Source organism: Nodosilinea sp. LEGE 07088 (genome assembly GCF_015207395.1).
In the GTDB taxonomy this organism is placed as follows: Bacteria; Cyanobacteriota; Cyanobacteriia; order Phormidesmidales; family Phormidesmidaceae; genus Nodosilinea.
Window position 1 is genome coordinate 1 of record NZ_JADEWX010000044.1, and the last position, 25176, is coordinate 25176.

The window sequence follows — 25176 nt, forward strand, 5'->3', positions numbered from 1 at the left end:
ATATGCGCTCGGTCACGCGTCCGATAGGGAACTGTCTGAGCCTCCCGAAGTTCACTTAACGTGCGGTCTTCTTCCTCGGTCAAAATGATGCGTAATGGGGCGGGCATTTGAGGGCACTCTGGCTACCCTGCTATCTTACATTTAATCTCAACTGCCTACTTAGCCTGTAAGGCAAAACCGGGATGGACTGATCTTGGCCTGGAGAGCTTTCTACAGAAGGAGAGTTGCTTACGCCCATGTCATCGTTTGCCGGAGTAAGACTCGTTAGTCATGAGTTTGCCTAGTTCTAGAGGGTAGTCGCTAATTTTCCTAAGACTAACAATGGTTTACTGGGCCGTTATGTCGTAGCCAAGTTGTTTGGCGATGTCGAGGAAGGGGCCGATGTTGCCGATACCCCATTGGTTGCAGACCGCAACGGTTTGATTATCCCCTGTCCGTAAAATCTGGCTCTCATCCAGGAAGTAGCGCTTTTGGCCCTTCTCTAAGGCTTTCTCAATTGGCGCTACCACCCCAAAGGAACTGTGGAGGAAGTCTGGAAATACCTGCTTCAGCTCATCCAAAGTCGTCTGGGGGTGATCCTGAAGGTACTGGGTGACTACGGCCAGAACTAAGTTGCGCTTGTTGTGCACCTGGCCCAGGAACGCATATTGGGTTGTATCTCGACTAGATCGAGCAGCAGCTCTTTGTGCTTCTGCCTACTCTCGAATTCTCACCTGGTATTCCTCCGCCTCCGGCAAAGGGATAATCTGCTCGATGTCTAGCAGCAGTTCATCCCCCAGCTTGTAGGGCTGAAGGCGGACACAGCGAATGTCTAAGTCGCGCTCATTCAGCCACATAACGGCGGTGGTCAACTCTTTTGAGAAGTTGGCCGAGGCCAGCACGATTCTGACGTCTGTAGGGAACTGCTCCTCCTGCGGGTCGCTCCACCCCAGGAATCCCAAGATTTCCGCTTCAGCATCTTTCGCAATTCCCCGCTTATCGAGGTATTGCTGGTGAATCTCGCTCGCTTGAAGGTCAGCGTCGAGACCATGGCAGCATAGCGCAGGGACTGTAGCTCCATATGAGCCTCGGTTTCATCGCGCTTGAGTTCAATCACAACCAGGTTGGCCTGCTTGTCGATGCCCAGTAGATCGATCCGCCGTGCTCCCTCAGTCCAGCCGGAAAATTCTTCAGAGAGCACCATCGTATCGGGCGAGATCACATTGATGTTGTCCCTGAGTGCAGCTTGCAGGTCGGTGCGCTCCTGAATGCCTTCCGCGCCAAATTGAGTGCTTTTGACGGCGGCGATCTGCTTGTCTTTAAGCGTGAAAAGTGTCATCGCTCTTGGGGTAAGGGTTATCTGAAAGTAAAGCGGGGCAATGATCTCAGCGTCGGTTAAACTCCACCTGACCTACATAGGCAAACTCGCCATACTGCTCATCGCCACTGAACAAACTCACCTCATAGCTACCAGGCTGGGATAAAGGACAGGAAATCTGAGTCGCCTGGGTAGCAGCTTCTGTACACCGTTCGGCCTGATTAGAGCCTTTCAGCACATAGCTAGACAGCAGCCAGCGTTTGTTGGGATTCTGGAGCTGGATGACCGCATTTTGGGTTGTATCGGTCTGCGATCGCATCGGTGCAACCAGCTGCATCCCCTCCGCGAAGAACTGGGCTCTCATCATGGGCTGGCGCAGAAACTCGCCTCGGGTAATCGGTTGTGAACGGAGCTGGAAGCTTTCATCATCGGGAAAGTGGCTGATGCCCATTACCTCTGGAGGTGGAAATAAGTAGTCGGTTTTGTAGGCTTTTTGGAAACCGGATGCCCGATCCACCGTTCCACTATTCCAAGTGGCGTCAATCAAATACCACTGCCCGTTGATCTTGGCGGCATTCCAGGCGTGGCTTTGCCCTTCTAAGTCGCTGGTCGAGCTGCGGGAGTCGCCAACGACATATACAATCTCTTCGCCAATGGCCTGGCCCAAGGCTTCGAGCAGTTTGGCATAGCCCGCACAGACCGCGACCCGCCGCTGAAATACCGTCTCTGCATCCTGAGGGGGATAGTTGCCCGCAAAATAGTTCGGCGCATCGTAGGCAATGCGATCGGCCACGTAGTCGTGGAGAGCCTTGACCCGCAACATAGGGTCTTTTTCCTGGCTGGCAATGTACTGAGCCACGGAGGCAATGCTGGTTTCAGCGCTGGCAGGCATGTTGACAACAGTGGGATGCAGCCCCACCTCTGTCCAGGGCCAACCTTTGCCCTGCTCGGTTTGACCTGCCGCTCTGCTTTGGGGTGCTGGTTGAGGCCTGACCTGGGTAGTGTCAGCGTATTGCTCAAAGGGGTTGTTGTGGAATCTCAGATAAAGCCCTTCAAGTCCCCTAGCGGCAGTGAATAACCCGCGTCGAGCCAGATCCACCTGTGGTCCCTGCATACCATCCAAGAACCAATCGCCTCGGGTGGATAGCGCCAAAAACGAGGTCTGGGGCCGCAGGGCCAGCAGGAGGGTGAGGAAGACCAGGTTGAGGGCCAAGGTGCGCAGGGTGATGCGATCGCCCCAGGTGAGAATACTGGGCTGCTTTCCTTTCTTTCGTCCGCGCATTTCCCACAAAATAGGCACGAGGGGAAAGAGCAAAATGCCAGAAAAGACTGTCAGCAGCTTAGGCCCATTGATATAGGCAACGAGCGACGAGGCGACCCAGACGCCCAATACCGGGGAGAGGAAGACTGCCAGGTAGAACAGCGTTCTAGTAATCAGCGAGGGCAGCCTCAAAAAGATAAATCGCATGAAACCAGAGGTAAAAACAGCCAGAGCGCACTTCCAGTCTAGGTTTCCCGATTTCGACGCTGACCTATAAGACAGGCTCGTAGGATAGTCTTTTTGATTCGCAGCCCACCATTCGCCAAACCTTTACAGTGGATATCTCATCCCGGTAGCTCATTCAGCACCGCAAAAAATACTCTGATCGCATGGCCTACACGAAATTCTGTCCCATCTCCCCAAATGTGACGACATAGGGGCTGAGCTTGCAGTTATGGCTCTTTTTGGTTTGTCCAAGCGGCCTATTGAATTAGTTCAATATGAAACTCATAGCCCTCTCCAAGCGCCCTGTGCCAGCATTGCAGTATCCCCTCTGAGTCGTCCGTAAATCTCACGAGCAATAATTCAGTAACAGCGCGGCTTTCAGGCACGCTGCCCTGGGGATGCGACGCATTCGTTCGCCTCAGCACCTCTTTTACCCGTGCTAAGGTGCCCCACCCACACTAGGGCGCAGGCGAAAAACTCTCCCATACCTCAGAAATCAACAACACTGCATCCGTTGATAGGGTCTCTGGGCAAAGCGATTCCGGCAACCCAATTGCCGTCGTCAACTGCTCATCTGACCACCAGGCCCACCACTCCTCTCGATGCAAGAGCTGCACATCTTCGGTGTGTCGAATCTCTGACCAGGGCGTTCCATCCAGCTGCGCCAGGCGAAACGCCTCGGCCCCAGTCACCGCCACATAGCGGCGCGTCAAAAATCGAGCCATGATGCCCTACTCCGCGACCGACCTACAGACGACCACAGCAGCGAGAGCGGGAATGGCTCCTAATGCTCTGCCCCCAAAGCGTTGCTTCAAATTGTGCTTCATGTCGGTTCAACAACCCTGCGTGTGCGATGGTGGTGACACGAGCGATCGCGGCCTTGGGGCAAACAGGCCATCGCTCTACCACCTGGAAGTCAGGTAGCAAATATCACCAGTACATCACTTGTACTGAGACCGCAGGCAGAATCCGGACGAAACGAAAAAACGAGTGTCGAACGCTACGACACGACCTCCGGGCCACCGTCAATCTCCGCTTCCATCCGCGAGATGGCTTTTTCGTAAACCCGCAAGCCCAATAGAACCAATCGCACGAGCATCTGGTCAGGATTTCGCTGACTCGCCTCCGCCAACTCCACAATTCGCTCTGTCGGGATATGTTCATTGAACAGAACCAGATTGGCTTCCAGTTCATGAATCAGAGGACGACGGTGCTTTTGGGCACCTTCCCGCAGGCTTTGCCCCATGTCGCTGGTGAGCAAGAGTTCCATAATTTCGGCCAAAAAGGGCGATCGCTTTCGGTTGCCCTCCGCCGCGCACTGGGCCTCGATCGCCTCTAGCAGTTCAGCAGTCATATAGAACGTCGGACGACATCCACCCTCTGAGGCGTCGGACGGGGATTTGTCTTGAGGCACAGGCGACTTGACCATAACGGAATAGTGACGAGACCAACTGTCGCTATCCTAGCCTCCTACTCAGGTTACCGAGAGTCAGCGCACCATAGGTTCACAGAAGCCTAAGGCAGACGTATCAGATTCTTCCTCCGCTTCACATCACCTTAATCAAGAATTCTTCATACCTCTACCGACTAGACTAATCACGACAAGACATCATACGAAAGGCACGAAAGTCCAAGTCGCATAGGCATCAAGACTCCGTCCTCCAAAACCTTACGCCTCGGAATGTAAACAAAATCTAAAACCTGCTTTACTTTTCAGGACGATTAACTCAGTATTACCAAGTAGTACTTTCTATGTAAAAGTACGATAAAGATTGAGTCACTCACCTTGAGTTCCTGACCCCGTTCCATCTCTGACCTGCGGAAGGCGAGACCAACACTCTGCCATTCCTACCAAAATCGTCCTGCTCAATCTGCACAGGGAGCCATCTACCTACGTCCTCATCGCTTGGAGTAGGAGATATGAATCATTCATCTAACCGTCTGGGGCATTTGCTGTCCCAACGCTTTCAGCGCAACCGTTTAGCCTTTTCCCGCACCAGTCATCAACTGACCCATTTCAAATTCCGAGGCCTCAGCGGCGGGACGCTGTTGGGGATCGTGACCGGAATCCTGCTATTCATCAGCATCACAACCCACGCCAATCCGGCTATGGCCCAGCTCTTCGACACCGTCGAAGGGCAGGCCCAAAACATCTTCGGGCAGTACCTGGATGGCGACATCATCAGCTTTATGTTTGGGTTGCTGCGCCTGGTGGTGTGGGTCTCAGCCGTGGGCTTTGTCTTCTTCGCTGTCTACCAGGCCCAGCGGGGTGAGCAGTGGCAACCGCTGCTGCAAAATGCCTTCATCATCATTGCCGCTGTCGTCATTGTTGAGGGTCTGAGCCGTCTGTTCTTCGGAGCCTGAGATGAGCGACTCCGAATCGCGCCTGTACTGCCCGGTTAATCCCAGTCTGGGCCGTCAGCCCTCCCTTGGCCCCATCCCTGCCAACCTGCTGGCCCCCTCGGGCGGCATCTTTGTCGGTTTCTACATTTTGATTGAAGTCGTACTCGGGCTGGGTTTTGTCCCATTCCTGCTGCTCAGCACCTGGGGCATTTCCACCTGGTGGGTGGTAGTCGGCGAAAAGACCTGGCTTTTTACCCACAAGTTTGTGCCCGTGCCCGATTGGAAACGGGGCCATGTGCCCTATCAGCGTCATTTACCCAACCACCATGAGTAAACCAAGGCTTGGAACGCAACGCTATCGCTTTCGCCCCTTTGAAGATGAAGCTCACCTGGAATGCCTCTGCCGCCTAAACCTGCGGGGGCGCAATGTAGGAGCTTACCTGCTCAAACACCAGCGGCAATACAGTCTGGTATTTGGCTTTCGCAGCCGGGGCATTCACACCCAACTGCAGCCGGGACAGGCGGAACCTACGTTGAAGCGGCTGGAGGATGGCCTCAAGGGATTTCGACCCGGAGACCGACTGCGGATTCATTGGCGATCCTTTGCCGATGACAAGGAGCGCCAGCAGTCCCTCGAAACCCTGATCCAGACCACCACCACCCTGGAAAGCCAGTTCCTCCTGCTGGCGCAACAACGCGCCACCCGCGACCTGACCACCGAGAAACAGCGTCAGCCCAAACAGCTCTACCTCTTTGCCACCTATCCCCTTGGATCTGGCCAGGAGCAAAGCGCCGACCACGTTGAAAAGCTACTGGCCTGGGTGGTGGCCCAGTACGACACCTTCAAGGGGTTGAAAGAACAGAACCAACAGCAGTCCTACGTACAGCTGCTCACCCAGGGCTTTACCGATGGCTACCTGCACTGGGAGCAGCAACTCAATGCCCGCATGGGCCTTCAGGTCACTCCAATGGGAACTGAGGACTTGTGGCAGTACCTCTGGGCTCAGTTCAATACCACGACAGATCCTCCTATTCCGCAATATTTGGAGCTGAGTGATGCTGATGGCGATGCCAAACTCAGCGAACTGATCCACGATCCGCTGCACGCTACCTCTCGCCTCATTCGTGGCGAGAACGGCCAACCTAGTCATCCCAAAGCCGACCGCCAGTGGGTGCAGGTGAAAGGCAAATTCGTGGGAGCTGTGGTGCTGGAATCCAAACCCGCTGGATTCACCACTCCAGAGCACCAGCTCTACTACCTCTGGCAAGCCCTGGCCCAGTTTCCTGACTGTGAATGCGTCTGCGAACTCGCCGCCGCAGATCGCATGATGACCCGCGTCACCCTGCAACGGCTGACCAAACAAAGTGTCACCGCCACGTTCCGCGCCAATCTGCTACGGGATGTCGATGTCGCCTCTCAAATGCGGATGAAGCAGGGAGTGGAAGCTCAAAAGCGTATCTATGAAGGGGCTCTCCCCATTTGGGTCAGCGGACTGGTGCTGCTGCATCGGGATACCCCCGAGTCGCTGGCGGTGCTGGATCGGGCACAGCGGGGGCCGGAGGGGGTATCGATTTACCTTTCAACGGATGGCTCTGGAGGGGTGCCGGTTGAGGCATTAAAGACGGTGCTAGGGAGTGGGGGACTGGTGGCAGCGGCGTTTGATGCGGATGTGGCGGGGGAGGTGATGGCCTGGCGGGTGGCACAGCAGTTGCCGGGGATAGAGCGGCTGACGCCGAACCAGGGCAAGGACTGGAATGAGGTGTTGGTCAATCCAGAGGGGGGCGGCAATGGGTGGCATCAGAGCCGCCCGGAGCTGTCGAAGTTGTGGCAGTGGTACGGAGCAGCGGTGACGCTGGGGAGATCGGAGAGGTATTTGAGCCGAATTACGGAAGTGGCCAGGGAATTGGTAAAGGGAAATGGGCTATCTAGCAACGCGAAAGAAGCTATGACCAAAGACATAGATCACAACTTAAAAGCTGGCGAGAGTAACGTTCACTCCAACCTCACCAGAGAACGCTGCCGATCAGGACATTACGAAATAGATAGTTAGATAACTCAAGCCTTAAGAAGACGCTACGCAACTTCACATATTCTATAGATTCGGTTACAACTGAATTTGCCAGGCCTCTGTGGTATCACGCGAAAACAAATAGAAGCCACAGATTGTTTGATGAGTAAGGTCTGTAAAAACCCTTGAAATAAGAGGGTTTATCCATGAATTTTTTGCTGATATCCGTAAGAATCCGCAAATTTTTTCTCTATCAAAAAATTCATACCCGTGCTTTTACGCAACCGTTTGGAATCAGTCAATGGGTAGGATTGACGGGAAGCAACGTTCTTCATGAACACTTCATCTTTTTAGAGTTTTTACTTTAGACCGAGTTCGGCGGATTGCACGGTAGCCGCCCTCACTGCGCTGCGTGGGTAAGGGTGTTTGTGGTGCGGCCCCATGACCTGCTGTGTTGATTCAGGATACACCCACCATGAATGGTATCGAATCGCTTGACCCTGAACTAGGGGATGTTGGCGCGCGCGCTAGTCAAGATTTGGCGGGACTTGGAGTTGATGGGGTAGCCCTGACGGCTCTAGGGCTGCCTGCTCAATCTCACTCAGCATCACTTCTCCCCGTCACCCCACAGGTTTTACCCCTTACACCGACGTCGGTTGAAACAGCAGGGGTCTTGGTCAGCCCTACAACGGCCTTCTTTCTAGATGATCTAGCGCCGCAACCATTGGCGACCATAGCGGTGGGTGAAGACACCCTGATTGGGCAGCCGGCAGCTGTATTGCAGGACGCTGCCCCTTCACTCACGCTTGAAGCAGATGCAGCTGCCTGTATTTTGCCCTTCACCATCGTGGCCGAAGGACAGGTCTCTATCAATAGCAACAGCGACTTTGACGGCGACCCGCTGCGGCCCGAAGACGATGCATTGATCTACGGTGGCCGGGGCTTTACGCTCAACGGCCAGCCTGTTCTGCCAGTGCAAAGGGATGCGAACGGTAGCCCAATTGTCGATCCTCAGGGGCGTCCCCTGGTCGTTCAGAATGCGGTGGCTGTTTCAGCGGCCTATACCACGATCAATGCCCCAAACAACCTGTACGGCGGGCTGGTGCCGCCGCAGATTGTTGACACTCAGACGGTCAGCGTCCCGAGCCATGCGGCCTTGGTGGAGGATACCCTGACTAGGCAGATACCGGCAGGCACGGTACCCGTCATCTTTAACCGTCAAAACAAGCCGTTGAATAATGCCAGCGACTGGCAGAACAACTTTCCGCCCGGCGGGACGCTTGAAAATCCGACGGTCATTCGCATCACCAGCAGCGGGCTGACGATTCCTGACCAGGTAAGCCTTTCGAATACGATTCTGCTGCTGGAGAACGGCAATATTAACTTCAACGGCGGCGGGCATCAGCTTACCAATGTGACGCTGGTGACTTATAACGGCGGGGTGAATCTGAGCAACGCCAGTGGCAGCAATTTAACCGTGATGGCGTCGAGCCAGATCAACATGAATGGGAACGTCCAGTTTGCCGGTCAAAGCTTACTGGCCAGCCGCAATTCGATGGCCTTCAATGGCACCACCCCATCGAGTACAGACCGACTGACGGTCGTTTCTCAAGGAAATATCACCTTTAACGGCAGCTCAGAGACGCGGGCACAGTTTTTAGCGGCGGGTAACTTCTCTTTCAACAGCACGGCCACGCTGTATGGTCGGATCCAGGCGAAGGGCAACATCACCTTCAACCAACGGGCTACGGTCTTTGCCGCCAACGATGCGCCGATAGTCGGGGCGAATAAAACCGTTGTCGTCGCTGAAGATAGCGGTGCGACGGCCCTCAATATTGAGCTACCCAGGGATCTCAACGGCGATGCGTTGACGCTGCGGGTGAGCACAGTACCTGAGGTCAGTCAGGGCGTTGTTCAGCTAGCGAATGGCAGCGCTGTTGTGTCAGGACAGTTGCTCACGCCGGGTGAACTGCAAGGATTGGTTTTCGTGCCGAATGCTGATGCCAATGGCGCGGCGGGCAGCTTTAGCTATGTTGCAGACGATGGCTGGTGTCAGCCTGCGAGTCAAACTGTAACGCTACAGATTACGCCGGTCAACGACGGGCCGGTCGTCACTGCGCCGACGGCGCTGGCGCTAGCGGCAGGGACGAGCTTGAGCTTTGCGACCAGCCTGCAGATTCAAGATATTGATGCAGGCGAGCTGCCATTGCAGGTGACGCTGGGGGTAAGCCACGGTCAGCTAGAGCTTGGGGCGATCGCCGCCAGTAGTCTGATCTTGACGGGTTCTCTCAGTGAGCTGAACGGGCAGCTAGAACAGCTCCTGTATCGACCAGCGGCAGGCTATATAGGCGAGGATGCGCTGGCGATCGCGGTCACAGACCAGGGCAATACCGGCTCAGGCGGAGCGCTCACGGGCAGCGCGACGGTTGGGTTGACCGTCACTCCGGTTGACCTGGAGCCCCTCACCGTTACGCTCGCGTTGCAGACCGATACCGGCAGCAGCAGCGCCGATAGTATCACCTCGGTGGCAACGATTACCGGGAGTGTCAGCGATGCTAACCGGGTGGCTCGCCTCAGCGCAGGCTTCGGGAATACGCCTGTGGCTGAGTATGTCGATATTTCGTCGTACTTACAGAATGGTAGCTTCACCCTAGATGCTTCAGCGCTGGCAACCGTTCTGGGTCAGCCGCTGACCGATGGTGTCTACACCCTGAGCGTGATTGCTGAAGATAGCTTAGGCAATGTCTCTGAACCGGCTTCCTACAGCTATACGCTGGATGCAACGAGTCCGACGCTGTCTTTGGTTAGCCCGATCGCCAATGGTGATCACAGCCGCTACGTCCACCTGATTGGCTCCGTTGATGAAGCGGTCACGATTGCCACAACGCTAGGGGGCAACGCAGCCGTCTCGTTTTCAGCTAGCTCAGCGGGTGAATTTGACCAGCTTTTACAGACGCTGCCTCTGACGGCAGGCGCACAACAGCTCGCCGTTGTGCTGACCGACATCGCGGGTAATACGGTGCAAACCACGGTCAACTTTGAGGTCTCGGAGACGGCCTTTGTAACTGGGCCAACGGAAACAACGGGGTGGGCGATCGCTACCGCTGACCGGCTGATTCTCGGTGAATCCGATAGCTACGTGGTGCAGGCAACGCTGCCGGTGGCGGTGGGCCAGAGCGAGGGCCGCCGCACGCTCCGCTTTGCGGTCGATGCCGCCTTTGATACCAGCGATCAGGGGGCGGCCAGTGAAGATCGCCTGGCGCTGTATTTGGTAGACCCGGCCAATCCATCCCAAACGCTGCTGCACAATGGCACACCGGGAACGCCGCTGTTTGCGCTGGAGGGCAACAGGGCTGAGTTTACGCCAGGGCTGGTGCGCTATGACGGTCAGTACGTCGAGATTGACCTGAGTGGGCTGGGCGATCGCACCGAAGGGCTGCTGGTTTTTCAGTTTCTCAATCAAGATGGCGATACCGGCAGCCGGGTAACGGTCAGCGGTCTGACCAACGACGTTGACCCGGAGGGGATAGCGGGGCCGCGCTTCCCGACTAATACCGCTTTAGCCAGCCTGGGCGGTGAGCTAGACCTGAGTACGCTCGCAGCTAGCGCTAGCATCAAAGCGTTGTTTAGCCACATTCGCTTCAATGCCAGTTCGGGTGAGTATACTGCTGAGCTGAGGTTGCGCAACACGGGCGAGGAATCGATCAGTCGGCGGGCGGCGGTTGTCTTTGCCGGTCTGCCCGAGGGGGTGTCGCTGGTGACGGCGTCCGGCCTGGATGCGGATGGGAACGGCTATCTTAACCTGCGGGATGCGATTAGACCCGGTGGGCTGCAGGCGGGGGCGATCTCTGACGCGATCGCCGTCACGTTCAGTAATCCTGAGCAGCTCAGGCTGGTGCTGACGCCTCAGGTACTGGTGGGCGGGCCAAATCAGAGCCCAATTTTTCCTGAGTTGGGGCCGCTGACGGCGATGCCAGGGCAAAAGCTAGAGATTCCGCTGACGGCGACTGACCCAGATGGCGATCGCGTCACCTACTCGATCCGCAGCGCGGGCAATTTGCCCAAGAGCAGGCTCAACGGGTCTGGTCAGCTCATTTTTGAGCCGCGACCCGACCAAATTGGTACCTACGACTTCACGCTAATCGCCACGGACGGAGCGGCTGAAACGACCCAGCAGGTGTCGCTGACCGTGGCACCAGACCCTGATCCGACCACCCGCATTTCGGGGCGGATCCTCGATGCCAACGGCAACCCGTTGGCCAATATGCCGCTGGCGCTGGGCCGTTTGCAGGCGACGACAGACGCAGAGGGCTACTTTACTCTAGCCATACCACCCACCAGCTTCCCCACTGAGGAAATCAATATCCAAATTCCGCTGGGCGATGCCGCCTTTGACCCGTTCTTCACCGGCACCAGCGAGATTAACCTGCGGCGGACGACCTTTGATGGGGCGACCGGCACGAGCCTGAGCAATCCGCTGCGCCATCCCAACCTGGTCAGCACGTTCCTCGATGCCAATATGGTCTACGGCAGTGATGCCAATCGAGCGGCAGCGCTGCGGACGAACGATGGCACCGGCAGACTGAAGGTGTCAGACGGTGACCTGCTGCCGATCAACAACAGCACCTTTTTCCCCGACGGCACGCTCACAAACGACAACCGGGGGCTAACTGACCCAGCGACGCTGTTTGCCACGGGCGATGTGCGGGCCAATGAGAATATTGCCCTGACCGCCGTGCATACGGTGTTTGTGCGCGAGCACAACCGGCTGGCCGATGAGCTCAGGGCGGCGAACCCCGAGCTGAGCGGTGAAGACATCTATCAGCGGGCACGAAAGCTGGTGGCGGCCCAGATTCAGCACATCACCTACAGTGAGTATCTGCCGCTGCTAATTGGCGACAATAGCCTTACCGACTACGCAGGCTACGACGCCGATGTCGATCCGTCTATCAGCCATCTGTTCTCGGCGGCGGCGTTCCGCATGGGCCATACCCAGAGCTTCGATGAGTTTCTGCTGATTGATGGTGATGGCCAGGCGCTGCCTTCGATATCGCTGAACCAGAGTACGTTTAACCCTGGCCTGGTGCAGCAGTATGGCATTGATGCCATACTGCGCGGGCTATTTGCCCAGTCATCTGAGGCGATTGATACCAAGGTGCTGAGCGAGCTGCGCAACACGCTGTTTGGGCCGCCGGGCTCTGGTGGCATTGACCTGGCGGCGGTGGATATTCAGCGGGGGCGCGATGTGGGCTTGCCGGACTACAACCAGGCGCGGGTGGACTTTGGCCTAGCGCCGGTGACCTCCTTTGCTGAGATCACCTCGGATGTGAGCGTGCAGGCGGTGCTGGCCCAGGTGTATGGCACGGTCAATGACATCGATGCCATTGTCGGCGGTCTGGCTGAGGACGCCGTGGCGGGTTCGATGGTGGGCGAGTTCTTTCAGACGGTAATTGCCGACCAGTTTGCCCGGCTCAGAGACGGCGATAGATTCTGGTATGAGAACGGTCAGTTTACCGCTGAGGAACTGGGCGTCATTCGCGGCACATCGCTCTCAGCACTGCTGTCTCGCAATACGGGCATGAACGGGCTGGCGGATAATCTCTTTTCGACCGGGCGGACCCCGGCGGCACTGGCGCAGGGGGGGACGGCTGCCGGACAGAGCGGGACTGAGTACGCCACGCTGGATGGCTCAAACAACAACCTGGCCAATCCTGAGCTGGGCCGGGTGGGCACCCAGCTGCGGGTGGACTATACCCAGGAGTATGGCGACGGCATTCGCAGTTTAGCCGGTGAAGAGCGGGCGAATGTGCGCGATATCAGCAACGCTATCTTTGCTCAGGATGCATCTATTCCCGACCCGACCGGGGCGACGGGCTTTATGCTGGCCTGGAGTCAGTTTCTCGGGCACGATATGACGCTTTCGCCTGCGGGGGCGGCGGATACGCTGAAGGTCTATGGCACGCAGTACACCTCGGCGACGGGTGAGGTATTTCCGTTTATCGCCGAAAAGCTGAACCTGGTGCTGGGCCATGAGGTCTATGCCGGCGTCAACAACGTGATTGACCGGCCGATCTATTTGCCTGCGCTAGATATCGCCAGCAACACATCGACGGTGGATAGCAGCGGTGACACGACGATTGCGAACAGCACCTTAGGGGCTCAGGTATGGGTTAAGGCCAACTCGCTGACCGACAATCGCGGCAATCCGTTTACCGGCAGTCTGAGCATTTCTGAAGTGCCGCCCGATTTTACCCCAGCGGCACTCCCAGAGGGGCTATCGCCAGATCTGGTGGTGACCATTCAGCCCGGTGAAATGGTCTTTACCGAGCCAGCTCGCCTGACGTTGCCCAATCGGGCGGGCTGGCCTGCTGGGTATGAAATGGATCTATGGTCGATTAATCCCACCACGGGTGATTTTGAGATCGTTGGCAAAGGGACGGTGTCAGATGACGGCCAGTCCGTTGAAACGACAGAGGGGGGCATTCGCAATAGCTCCTGGCACTTCTTCGTACCACCGAGACCGCTGGTCGACTTAAACCTCCGCGTAGAAGACAACACCTGTAGTGCTTGCCTCACGCCAGGGAAATTTAGCTCCCAGGTCGAGCTAAATACCGGAGCCGTAATCGAAACCCATGCTCTACCCACCTATCAATCTCTCGGTGCCGATCGAGGGGTGCAGCTTACCTATGACTCACTACGGGCCGATGCTCGACCCATCGTGCAGTTTGGCGGCGATCTCAGAGCTGATAGAGCCACAAATGCTTTCTTAGCCGCCAAGTTGACTATTCATAATGGTGACTTTGACTATCAGGTGCCGGGGTCCTCACCCCGCGCAGGGCTTAGAGGAGGCGAGCACTTTTGGGCGTTACCCACAACCTCAGAACCTATCAGTGCGGCGCTGCAAGCCGATTTGAGAGATTTTGAATCAGGCGTTTACGACTTTTCGCTCACCGCTGGTACTTATCTACTGGGGCTGACTCAATTCAGCGGCTTATCCCGTACCAACACGGGGCAGCTCGTTCACGTCAATACGGTCAATAGCGCCTTCGGCAGCGGCTGGGGCCTGGCCGGAGTCCAGGAACTGATTGAAACCTCCAGTGGCTCGGTGCTGCTCATCGATGGCGACGGCAGCGAGCTGGTATTTGCAAAAGACGGCAATGGCTATCAGTCTCCCCCTGGGGACTTCTCGGTGCTCGAAAAGCTGGCCGATGGCACCTTCCGCCGCACCGAGAAAGACCAGACGGTTTACTCATTTGATGCTGAGAACCATCTGGTTTCGGTCAAAGACGCTAACGGCAACGAAACGCAGCATATCTACACCGACGGGCGGCTGACCAAAGTTGTTGACCCGGTGGGGCTAGAAACCACCTTTACCTATGCTGGGGCGCGGGTCAGCGCCATCACCGACCCGGCCAACCGCACCACCCGATTTGACTACGATGCCGCCGGAAACTTAATTCGCATCACTGACCCCGACGGCACGCGGCGCACCTTTGAGTACGACCAGGCGCATCACATGACCGCCGAGATCGACAAGCGGGGCAATCGGGAAGAGGCCGCCTATGATTTTGCCGGGCGAGCCACTCACGCCACCGATAAAACCGGGGCTACCATTCGAGTTAGCCCCACCCAAACCCAGGCTCTCTTTCGTCCGGAGCAAACCACTCAACCCATTACCGCTCCTGCAATCAGCATCCAAGTACTGAATAGCGCCAGCTACGCCGATGCCAACGGCAGCGTCACCCAATCTACCCTAGATGGGGCTGGGCAAACGATCTCAGCCTTTGACGGCAGTGGTACTCAGGGACTAACTGAGCGTAACGACAGCAACTTAGTTACTCGACGGCTGAGCGGTCGAGGTCGAGAAACCCTCTACACCTACGATGAGCGGGGAAATCTGCTGAGTGTAGACGACGAAATCTCTCGCGCCAGCACGCCCAGGAGCGACTTTTTCACCGGACGGATCACGCGCTCTAACCAGCCCTCCAGCGTGATCACAGTCGATGTCAACAACGACGGCAAGCTTGATTACATCACCACCAATGCCGATGGAGAGAACGGTAGCCTATCCATTTTCTACGGCGATGGACAAGGCACCTTCAGCGGTGGCCAGCCGATTTTTGGCCTGGAGGCTAGCAGCAGTACTCGAGCCACCGATCTAGATCGCGATGGCAACCTCGATCTCGTTGTGCTGGAGCGGGGCTACGGATACCCTGCTGCTAATCCATCGGTTAATGTGCTGTGGGGCAATGGCAATGGCGGCTTTGAGCGCTCACATATCAGCCGTCGTCCGTTGGATCCGTATGATGACTACAGCCTGCTTAGCCAGGGCGACATCGATGGCGACGGCGACGACGATCTGCTGGTCAAAGACTATGTGTTTGTCCCTGGAGAGGGCTACCAAGAGCAGGTCAAAGCGCTCTTTAATCAGGGCAACCGTACCTTTGCCGAAACTACATTAATAGTTGGGCCTGAGCGTTATCGCACTGAAATTCAGCTCGGCGATCTCGATGGCGATGGTGACTTAGATGCCATTGTCCACCACGGCTTTGATGGGGCAGGAGCGCCGGTCATTCAGACCTTTTTGTACGCCGGGAATAACGCATTTGGTGCACCTAATATTGTCGTAGATACAAGCGCTGGCTACAGCTCACCCATCTCACCGATTTGGGCCGTTGATGCCAATCAAGATGGCAACGCTGATGTGCTTTTGCTCAACCCAAATGCGCCTGACAACGGGGCCCTTGAGGTCTATTTAAGTGCTGGGAATGGCACATTTTTGCCCCCTGTTCGCCATGACCCCGGTGTCGATATCTATGGCGCTCAGATCGTCGTTGCAGATGTCAACGGCGATGGTCAAACCGATGTGATTGCCATTGATGAAGGCACCGATCAACTGTCGGTTTCTATCGCCAATGGGCAGGGTGGGTTTGCTACAGCCGCGCTCTATAGCGTGGGCAACTATAGTGCATCTGTTCATGGTTTTGACAACATCGATCGCTACGGCCTGAATATTTCTGGTCTCAAAACTGGTGATGTTGACGGCAACGGCGCGACCGATATTATTACCGCCAACTATGACGACAACACCGTCACGGTGCTCTACAACGATGGCGATGGCACGTTCTCTAACCGGGTTGACTACTCGGCGGGGCAAAACCCGGCGGCCATTGCCATGGGTGATGTTAACCAAGATGGGCAACTCGATGTCATCAGTGCGGGTGAAAACAACGTCTTCTTAGAAAATATTGACGGGCGGCTAGAGGCTAAGGTCAGCGGCTCGGCTCAGGCTGATTCTGTCCTGCCGGTTGACTCTGCTTTCTCAGAGCGAGGGAAAACGTTAGCCGATCTCAATGACGACGGCCTGCTCGACTTTGTCGGGTTCCAGAGCAATGGAAATCTATCCATTGCCTACGGTGGCGGCGGCACCTTTGCCCCCCCAGTTGTTCGCAGCATTGTTGGCCCCAATGGGGTTAATATCGAAATTGGCGATATCGACGGCGATGGCTTCCAGGATGTTGTCTTTACTGCTCGCTTTGCTACTTCGGGCAGCACCCATCTCAAGCTATGGATGCTCAAGGGCGATGGCACGGCTGACTTGGGCGCGCTGGAATCAATTGATGTGGGCATCACGGCTAACCGTCTGGCCCTGGGCGATTTCAACGGTGATGGCAAGCTAGATGTTCTCTTAGAAGATAGGTCAAGATCTAAGCTGCTGCTCAATAACGCGGCGGGTACGGGAGCTTTCACCCAGCTCAATCTCACAAACCTTCCTTTCTACAATGACCTGCTGGCGGTGGGCGATGTCAATGGCGATGGCCGCGATGAGTTTATCTGGCAGCGCACCGAAACGGTTGATGAACGAGAATTTAGCTACCTATCTGTGTTTTCGCTGCGGCCCGATGGCAGTGTGGCGGTAGTCGCCGAGTACGACTTAAATGGCGCTTCAGAGTACAGCCAGCTCGATCGCTTTTATGGCGATATCAACGCTGTTGAGGTAGTTGATTTTAACCAGGATGGTCGGCAAGACCTAGTCGTCACCCACGATGTAACTATTCAGCATCAGGGGGCTTTACTAGAGCGCGGCTATGTGTCGGTCTTTTTGGCCCAGGCTGGCGCGCCTGCGGTGCGGGTCGATTCGCCAGGGCTTTACGCCTCGGCCTCCCGGCTCAACCTGGGGGATGTGAATGTGGATGGTCAGCTGGATGTGGTGGTCAATTCCTATGACCGCACGCTGCTACTGCTGGGCGAGGCGGATGGCACGTTTAAGCCGCAGAATCGGGCTGACTACAGCCCGCTGGCCTTTAGCAATGGCGCGGTGTTTTTGGCGGATCTCGATCTAGATGGCGATGCGGATTTAGTGGATGTCAGTACGTCAGAGCTATCTGTGCGCCTGAGCAATGCGGCGGGGGATACGGCGTCGCAGGTGGGGGCGCGGCGCTATACCTACGACACGGTGTTTAACCAGCTCACCAGCATGACGGATGAGCTGGGGCGGCAGACGCTTTACACGGTGGATGGGGCGACGGGGAATCGGTTGGCGATGACCCAGGTGGTGGGGGCGATTGACTCTGCCGCCAATGGGGAAACGGATGATGTGGTGACGAGCTATACCTATACGTCGAATGGTTTGCTCGATATCGAAACCGATCCCCTGGGGCGGCAGACGGATTATGACTACGACACCCTTGGTCGCTTGATGCAGGCAACCTATGCCAAGGGCACAACCGATGAAGCGATCTGGCAGTACGAATACAACGCCGCAGGCAACCAAACGGCCCTCATCGACCCCAATGGGCATCGCACGGAATATGTCTTTGATGCCCTGAACCGTATGACCACCATTACCTATGCCAAGGGCACCCCAGAGGAAGCAATTGAGTACTTCTTCTACGACGATGCAGGCAATCAAACAGCAGTCATTGATGCCAACGGCAACCGCAGCGAAACTCTCTACGATTCCATGAACCGGGCCATACAGACCACCACCGCCGACCCCGACGGGATTGCAGGGCCGCTCGCCTCGCCCATTTCAACCCAGACCTACGACAGGTCAGGTAACTTGGTGGCCACCACTGACCCCATCGGTCGCCAGACCCGCTACCTCTACGACAGCCGCAACCGCCTGGTAACAACCATCCTCCCCGATGGCACCGAACAGCTCAACCGCTATGATTTTGATAACAACCCGGTGAGCCGCCGCGATGCCAATGGAGAGGCCACCCAGTCGATCTACGATGCCCGTGGCCGATTGGTCGCCATGGTAGATGAATCGGGTGACCGTACCCAGTTTGTCTACGATGCCGCTAACCAGATGACGGCTCAGATCGATGCCAACGGCGTACGCACCGAGTATACCTACGACGACCTGGGTCGCCGCATCACCATGACCAGCGCCGCCAGAACCACGACAACGATTACGACCACCACGGAGTACGACAAGGTGGGCAACACCCTGGCGCAGACCGATGGGCTGGGGCAGCGCACGGAGATGGAGTACGACAACTTAGATCGCCTCATCCTGACCCGCGATGCGGAAGACCCCGCTGGTGAGACTACCTACACCTACGATGCGGCGGGGAATCTGTTGAGTCTGAGCGATGCGGTCAACAACACCACGACCTTTGGCTACGATGCCAGAGATCGCCTGGTGAGTGAGACCAATGCCTTCAACAGCACCCGCAGCCATGAGTACGACGCGGTAGGCAACCGCGTTGAAACCACTGACCGCAATGGTCGCACGCGGCGCTTTAGCTTTGATGGGTTGAACCGCCAAACCCAGGAGGCGTGGCTGGATGACCAGGGCAACCCCCTGCGTACCACAACGATGGCCTATGATGCGGCGGATCAGCTGATTGCGGTGCAAGACCCTAACTCGGCCTATACCTTTGGCTACGATGCCCTGGGTCGGCGGGTGCAGGTGAGCAATGCTGGGACAACCGGAGTGCCGACGGTGGTGCTGAGCTATGGCTATGATGCCGATGGCAATGTGATCTCGGTGAGTGATTTCATCAATGGTGTGGCTGGGGGTGTGACGACCTACACCTACGATGCCGAAGACCGAGTGGTGCAGATGACCCAGAGCGGCGCTGGCGTGGATGCTAAGCGGGTGGACTTTGCGTACGATGCGATTGGCCAGTTTGAGTCCATCACCCGCTACAGCGACTTGGCAGATACGATGCCTGTGGTCACGACGGGCTACGCCTACGATGAGCACAATCGCCTGGAGCGGCTGGCTCACAGCAATGGCAGTGGGGAAGTCGCGTTCTATGGCTTTGCCTATGACGATGCCAACCGCATTACCCAAATTGCCGATGTCGATGGCGTTACGGACTACAGCTACAATGCTCGTAATGAGTTGACGGGGGCTGATCATAGCGATATCAACAATCCCGATGAGGTCTATGACTACGATGCCAATGGCAATCGCATCGAGTCGCATTTACATGGCACGGGCTATGGCACGGGTACCAACAATCAGCTGGTCTCCGATGGCATCTATACCTATGCCTACGATGCTGAGGGCAATATGACCACGCAGACAGAGATCGCTACTGGCAATCAGCGGGTCTTTGTGTGGGACTACCTAAACCGACTGGTAGCAGTGATTGATGAGAATACCGTGGGCGCTGAAGTGCAGCGAGCAGAGTATGTCTATGACGTGATGAATCGACGCATTGCTAAGACGATTGATGCGGATGGTGCGGGCAGTGCGGCGGCAGAAACGCTGCGCTTTGTTTATGACAGGGAGAACGTGCTCCTGGAATTTAAGGGCAACATTGCTGACCCGTCGATGCGATACCTATATGGACCGCAGGTGGATCAGGTGCTTGCGCAGGAGGATGCGACTGGTACAACGCTATGGCACCTCAGCGACCATCTTGGTAGCGTCAAGGATCTCGTGGATGATTCGGGAGCGTTAAAGAATCATCGTACCTATGACTCTTATGGAAATCTAGTTGGTGAAAGCGATAGCAGCTTTGATAGTCGCTATGCCTTTACGGGACGCGAGTTCGATGCAGAGACGGGGCTACATTACTATCGGGCAAGGTATTACGATGGTGAACTTGGACAGTTCATTAGTGAAGACCCAATCGGGTTTAATGGCGGAGATGGGAACTTATATGGATATGTAGGCAACTCACCTACTATCGCTGTAGATCCAAGTGGTTTAGAGACTCTCATTTATCATCATGAAAGTTTTCCAGGTCATCTTGCAATTGACGTTGATGGAACTGTTTTCACATATGGTCGATATAGACCTCAACCCAACACTTCATCATTAGGTGCAATTGGAGATGGGGTTCTCTACATGATTCCACGTGAGCAGTATTTGAGGCCGAACAATACGTTCAGAGGTGAAGATGTTTCTATTGAGAGATGGAGGCTGAATTACACAGAACAAGAAGAAGAAGAAGAACAAATCAAGTCATTCTTTAGAAAACTTTTCAATGGTGGAGCTCCAGTCAATTCTATTGAATTAGATAATGGAACTGACTATGTAGGTGTCAGAATTGACAGGTATAACTTGTTAGGCAATAATTGCACTACCATTACATTGGATTCATTACCTAATGGTTCAATTCTTGGTGCTCTTCGAGACTATCTCTTCTATACTCCCTACACAACCAGTCCTTCATTACCATCTCCAACAGCAATACCATCCCCAGCGAATTTTGCAGATGCATTAGACTCAGCGGCAAATTCATCAAACTCTGTCGTGAAACTCCCAACCTTACATGCCCAATAGTTAAAGATATGGAAATTCATTCAGAAAGTGGCTGCTTGTTATTCAGAAATGTGTTTCGTTTTCTCAGATCAGTATTTCTCGTAACATTAATCTTGGGTTGTAGTGATCCGATGATATTAATGAACGATTCGGAGAGGAGTCTGTGGAGATCTCAAACTGGTGTCCCAATAAAGGAAGCTAGCATATTACAGGTGAAAAACTTGAGCAGAGATCTTGAATTTTGTAGTGAGTATAGGAACTATCATTCCTTATCTGAGAAGCAGATTCAACGATTGTCTATGAGGAAGAATAGAGAGCTATATAATAGCCTTATTAAGACATATCCTTTATGTGAAGGAGTAATTGATCTCCTTTTCGAGAAGATAGAGTTGGCTCACAAAACTGGTAATAGACGCGACAATATTTATCAAGCTATTTTAGAAGGGAAAGCTGATGTAACATCATCAGATATAGGAGAGCTAACAGAGTAGTGCAATCGCCTTTTGCTGTAGTGGCTTTCCTGGATAGGCTATATAGCTGAAACGGTTGATGCCAAAAATCAACCCACCAAATATAACTACGATTTATCGGGCAACTTGGTTAGCGTTGTTGATCGCCTGGGGCATCAGATTCAATACCAGTACGACAGTCGCAACCGCCAGATCGCATTCTTCGACGCGGCGGGTAACAAAACCCGATTCCAATACGATTTTGACAATAATGTAGTTGCAACCATTGACCCATTAAATCAACGCACCACGTTTGTCTATGACAGCCGAGACCGCTTAACTCGTCAAATTGACGCGCTAGAGCAAAGCACTCAATACCGCTACGACGCCGTCAATAACCTGACTCAGGTTACGAACCAAAATGACCATGCCACGCGCTATGCCTACGACGACCTCAATCGCCTCACTCAGACCACCGATGCCCTAGATGGGGTCGCCACCTTTGGCTACGACAAAGCCAGTAACCTCACCCGCCGTCTCGACGAGCGGGGCAACCCCACGGCCTTTGCCTACGATGCGCGGAATCGCCTGACTCAAATCACCGATGCGATTGGAGGCACAACCACCTACACCTACGACGGGGCCAACAATCGCCTCAGCACCACCGATGAACTCAACCGCACCACCCAGTACGGCTACGACGCACTGAACCGCCTGACGCAAACCACCGACCCGCTAAACCACAGCACCACCTTTGGCTACGATGCCACGGGCAACCTCACCCGCGTTACCGATGCCCTCAACCGCACCACTACCTACGCCTATGACCTGCTAAACCGGCAGGTCGCGATGGTCAATGCCCTGGGCGACGACAGCACCACTATCTACGATGCTGAGGGCAACATCACGGCAGTCACTGATGAGCTGAACCGCACCACGACGTTCCGCTACGACAATCGCAATTTACTGAGCCAAATTATCGACCCCCTCGGGCACAGCACCAGCCGGGCCGGCAACTTGATGTCGGAGAGCGATGCCCTGGGCAACACCACCCAGTACGGCTACGACGCTCTCTATCGCCAAACTCAGGTCATTGATGCCTTGGGAGAAACTACCGGCATGACCTATGACGGGGTCGGCAATCTGGCCAGCCTGAGCGATGCGGCGGGCAACCTGACCACATTCACCTACGATGCGCTGGAGCGTTTAGAGACAGAAGCGATTACAGTTGATGGCCAAGCCTTGACCCGTCGCTATGGCTACGATGCCACTAGCAATGTGACGAGTCTGATTGACCGCAATGGACGTACTCAGCAATTTACCTACGACGCGCTTAACCGGCAAACCCAGGAGCAATGGCTGGATGGGCAGGGCAATCCCCTGCGTACCCAGACTTTGACCTACGATGCTGCCAGCCAGCTGACGGCAGCCAGTGACCCAGCCTCTACCTATGCCTACACCTATGATCTCGCCGGTCGATTGACCAGCGTAAACAATGCTGGGACACCCGGAGTACCCAACGTGGTGCTGAGCTATGGCTACGACGCGGTCAATAATCTGACGGCGGTCACCGACACGATCAACGGTGTTCAGGCGGGGACTGAAACTCTAAGCTACGATGCGCTCAACCGGGCGAGCAAGATGACCCAGAGTGGGACGGGTGTCGCCGCGAAACGGGTTGAGATGGCCTACGATGCCGCCAGCCAGATGACGGGGCTCAGCCGCTACGGCAGCCTGACGGGCACTCAGGTGGTTGCAGGGACGAGCTACGCCTATGATGGGGCGGGGCGGTTGACGGATCTGACCCATCAGCGTGGGGCTACCGTCATTGCTGACTATGGCTTCACCTACGATGACGCGAACCGTCTAACGCAGCTCACGACCCCCGATGGTACCAGTAACTACAGCTACAACGATCGCTACGAGCTGACCAGCAGTGATCATAGCTACCAGAGCGATGAAGCCTATAACTACGACGCGACGGGCAATCGCACGGGCTACACCACGGGCGATCATAACCGGCTGCTGAATGACGGCACCTACACCTATGAATACGACAACGAGGGCAACCGCACTCGGCGGGTAGAGGTAGCCACGGATGCAGCGACGGAGTACACCTGGGACTACCGCAATCGCTTGACCGGGTAGTTTCGAAGGATGGGGCAGGCACGATTACTCAAACGGTGCTCTATGCCTATGATGTCTACGACCGTCGCTTGAGCAGCGCCGTAGATGCTGACGGGGCTGGAGCAGGCGCGGCGACTGAAGAGCATTTCGTCTATGACGGCAGCCATATTGCTCTGGTGTTTGACAGAGCGGGCAATCTTACCCATCGCCATTTGCACGGCCCACAGATTGACCAGGTCTTAGCGGAGGAAACGGCTGGGCAGACCCGCTGGGCGCTGGGCGATCATCAGGGCAGCGTGCGCGATGTGATCAACAACAGTGGCACGGTGCTCAACCACACCACCTATGACAGTTTTGGGCAGGTGACGGGGGAGAGCAACCCTGCTCTTGACTTCCGCTTTGGCTATACGGGGCGGGAGTTGGATGAGGAGTCGGGGTTGATGCAGTACCGGGCTCGGTACTACGACCCGGCAGTTGGCACGTTTGTAGGTGAAGACCCGCTCGGCTTTGGGGCGGGGGATAGCAACCTCTATCGCTATGTCTTCAACAGCCCAACGAACTTTACGGATCCGGATGGGCAGATCCCAGCGGAAATGCAAGGTGGTGGTATTCCCTGGCGTTCTATAGTAGATGCAGCAATCATTGGTATTGGTGGTACTGCTTCTTATTTGCAAGAAAAAACAGGTGACATTGGAGACGCTTGGAGAAATAGACAAACACCTTCTGGCTTCGTCCCCATTGCAACTCCTAACCTCCCTGGTGCAGGTGCGTTTCCCACCACCATTGCAACCCCCGGTGAATTTAGCCCTAATCCTGATAGAAGCCGCGATAATCCTACCGTCAATCTCATTCCACCCGCTCCTAGACCCATAGCAGAAGCAGCCAAGGATTTTAGCCCCAATAACATTAACGACAAGTCCCATTCTCATCCCAATTCCAGGGATCTCCCTTGGCCTGATGATTTCTGTCCTGCTCCCGGGCTTGATGGTGATGCAAGACCAGATTCTCTTCCACCGTATTTTGAATCTGGTCTAGAGCCTAGCTTTGAACCCAAAATAAATAAGCAACTACCAAAGCGTGGATGGACTGCAGATGATGTAAGAGAACTTATCAAAAATCCTGAGAAAACAGTTCCAACTAGAGACACGCGCTATCTACCAGACGGAACGAGAACAAATGCACCCGCAACTGCTTACATAGACAAGGATGGAAACTATGTTGTCCAAAATGATGAAACAGGAGATATAGTTCAAGTGTCGGATCGCAATGATCCAGACTGGAAAGCCCCTTTTTAGAAGGAATTAAATTCAATGTCTTTAAGTCTGTTTGATTTATACAAAGAGCATGGAATTACTCATGGCAAGGAGCTATACATTCTATCTAGTTATGCATTAAAATTTGTGGAAGATTGCACTCTTCAAAAGGTGGCAGTCCTAGGGATAGAGGGATTTAAGCACGAAAACCAGAAGATCATTCCTCTGATGGATGAAATTGCCGACTTATCAAGCATCTCTTCTGCTGATTGGGAAGATTTCATGAGTCAATGCAACAGTGCTGCAAAAAAAATCTTGGAAGTTTTTGGTGAAGATTCGGAAAAAGTTTTTAATTTTGTATTAATGACTCAAAAAGAATGGATTGACGAAAATGTGTGATAGGTGCTTCACGATTTCGAAGGACAATGCTGAGGGAGAAGCCATTTTGGTCAGTGTATGATGCCAGCATATAATTAATGAACT

The 25176-nt window shown here is 55.0% G+C and carries 13 protein-coding genes; 7 read left to right on the plus strand and 6 right to left on the minus strand.

What is annotated here, in order from left to right; genetic code table 11:
- Positions 1–326 precede the first annotated feature (326 nt).
- From IQ254_RS31445 to IQ254_RS12370, 6 genes are all read right to left on the minus strand, one after another.
- On the minus strand, positions 327–560 hold the full coding sequence (locus tag IQ254_RS31445) for a hypothetical protein (protein WP_228040599.1): 234 nt from the start codon (positions 558–560) through the stop codon (positions 327–329).
- A gap of 135 nt (positions 561–695) precedes the next feature.
- Positions 696–851: a hypothetical protein gene (locus tag IQ254_RS31450; RefSeq protein WP_228040601.1), complete on the minus strand. Its 156-nt coding sequence runs from the start codon at positions 849–851 to the stop codon at positions 696–698.
- Positions 848–1318, minus strand: coding sequence for a hypothetical protein (locus tag IQ254_RS31455; RefSeq protein ID WP_228040603.1), 471 nt, complete (start codon positions 1316–1318; stop codon positions 848–850). The genes IQ254_RS31450 and IQ254_RS31455 overlap by 4 nt, the downstream gene beginning before the upstream one ends.
- Before the next feature lie 46 nt (positions 1319–1364).
- Positions 1365–2765, minus strand: coding sequence for a transglutaminase domain-containing protein (locus IQ254_RS12360; RefSeq protein ID WP_193966466.1), 1401 nt, complete (start codon positions 2763–2765; stop codon positions 1365–1367).
- A gap of 476 nt (positions 2766–3241) precedes the next feature.
- On the minus strand, positions 3242–3508 hold the full coding sequence (locus IQ254_RS12365) for a hypothetical protein (protein ID WP_193966467.1): 267 nt from the start codon (positions 3506–3508) through the stop codon (positions 3242–3244).
- A gap of 275 nt (positions 3509–3783) precedes the next feature.
- Positions 3784–4212 carry a hypothetical protein gene (locus IQ254_RS12370; RefSeq protein WP_193966468.1) on the minus strand — a complete coding sequence of 143 codons (429 nt, stop codon included), beginning with the start codon at positions 4210–4212 and terminating at the stop codon, positions 3784–3786.
- Between the two features lie 491 nt (positions 4213–4703).
- On the opposite strand from IQ254_RS12370, the gene IQ254_RS12375 reads away from it, so the two are divergent.
- The 7 genes from IQ254_RS12375 (at position 4704) to IQ254_RS12405 (ending at position 25092) form a co-directional block, all read left to right on the plus strand.
- The gene (locus IQ254_RS12375) at positions 4704–5147 is read left to right on the plus strand and encodes a hypothetical protein (RefSeq protein ID WP_193966469.1); all 444 of its coding nucleotides are present in this window, start codon (positions 4704–4706) and stop codon (positions 5145–5147) included.
- A gap of 1 nt (position 5148) precedes the next feature.
- Positions 5149–5460: a hypothetical protein gene (locus tag IQ254_RS12380; RefSeq protein ID WP_193966470.1), complete on the plus strand. Its 312-nt coding sequence runs from the start codon at positions 5149–5151 to the stop codon at positions 5458–5460.
- A complete protein-coding gene (locus IQ254_RS12385; RefSeq protein WP_193966471.1) occupies positions 5453–7177 on the plus strand; it encodes a toprim domain-containing protein in 1725 nt (574 codons plus the stop codon). Before IQ254_RS12380 ends, IQ254_RS12385 begins: the two co-directional genes overlap by 8 nt.
- 433 nt (positions 7178–7610) lie before the next feature.
- Complete coding sequence (locus tag IQ254_RS12390; RefSeq protein WP_193966472.1) at positions 7611–20885, plus strand: peroxidase family protein; 13275 nt, start codon at positions 7611–7613, stop codon at positions 20883–20885.
- A gap of 512 nt (positions 20886–21397) precedes the next feature.
- Positions 21398–23461 (plus strand): hypothetical protein, encoded by a 2064-nt coding sequence (locus tag IQ254_RS12395; protein WP_313887437.1) that lies wholly within the window; start codon positions 21398–21400, stop codon positions 23459–23461.
- A gap of 35 nt (positions 23462–23496) precedes the next feature.
- Complete coding sequence (locus IQ254_RS12400) at positions 23497–24735, plus strand: colicin E5-related ribonuclease (RefSeq protein ID WP_193966474.1); 1239 nt, start codon at positions 23497–23499, stop codon at positions 24733–24735.
- A gap of 15 nt (positions 24736–24750) precedes the next feature.
- Entirely contained in the window at positions 24751–25092 is a 342-nt protein-coding gene (locus tag IQ254_RS12405) for a hypothetical protein (RefSeq protein WP_193966475.1), read from the plus strand.
- The last annotated feature ends 84 nt before the right edge of the window (positions 25093–25176 follow it).

Excerpts from the sequence above, each read along its gene's own strand:
- IQ254_RS31455 (WP_228040603.1), bottom strand. The coding sequence starts at position 1,318 with ATGACACTTTTCACGCTTAAAGACAAGCAGATCGCCGCCGTCAAAAGC.
- IQ254_RS12360 (WP_193966466.1), bottom strand. The coding sequence starts at position 2,765 with ATGCGATTTATCTTTTTGAGGCTGCCCTCGCTGATTACTAGAACGCTG.
- IQ254_RS12365 (WP_193966467.1), bottom strand. The coding sequence starts at position 3,508 with ATGGCTCGATTTTTGACGCGCCGCTATGTGGCGGTGACTGGGGCCGAG.
- IQ254_RS12370 (WP_193966468.1), bottom strand. The coding sequence starts at position 4,212 with ATGGTCAAGTCGCCTGTGCCTCAAGACAAATCCCCGTCCGACGCCTCA.
- IQ254_RS12375 (WP_193966469.1), top strand. The coding sequence starts at position 4,704 with ATGAATCATTCATCTAACCGTCTGGGGCATTTGCTGTCCCAACGCTTT.
- IQ254_RS12380 (WP_193966470.1), top strand. The coding sequence starts at position 5,149 with ATGAGCGACTCCGAATCGCGCCTGTACTGCCCGGTTAATCCCAGTCTG.
- IQ254_RS12385 (WP_193966471.1), top strand. The coding sequence starts at position 5,453 with ATGAGTAAACCAAGGCTTGGAACGCAACGCTATCGCTTTCGCCCCTTT.
- IQ254_RS12390 (WP_193966472.1), top strand. The coding sequence starts at position 7,611 with ATGAATGGTATCGAATCGCTTGACCCTGAACTAGGGGATGTTGGCGCG.
- IQ254_RS12405 (WP_193966475.1), top strand. The coding sequence starts at position 24,751 with ATGTCTTTAAGTCTGTTTGATTTATACAAAGAGCATGGAATTACTCAT.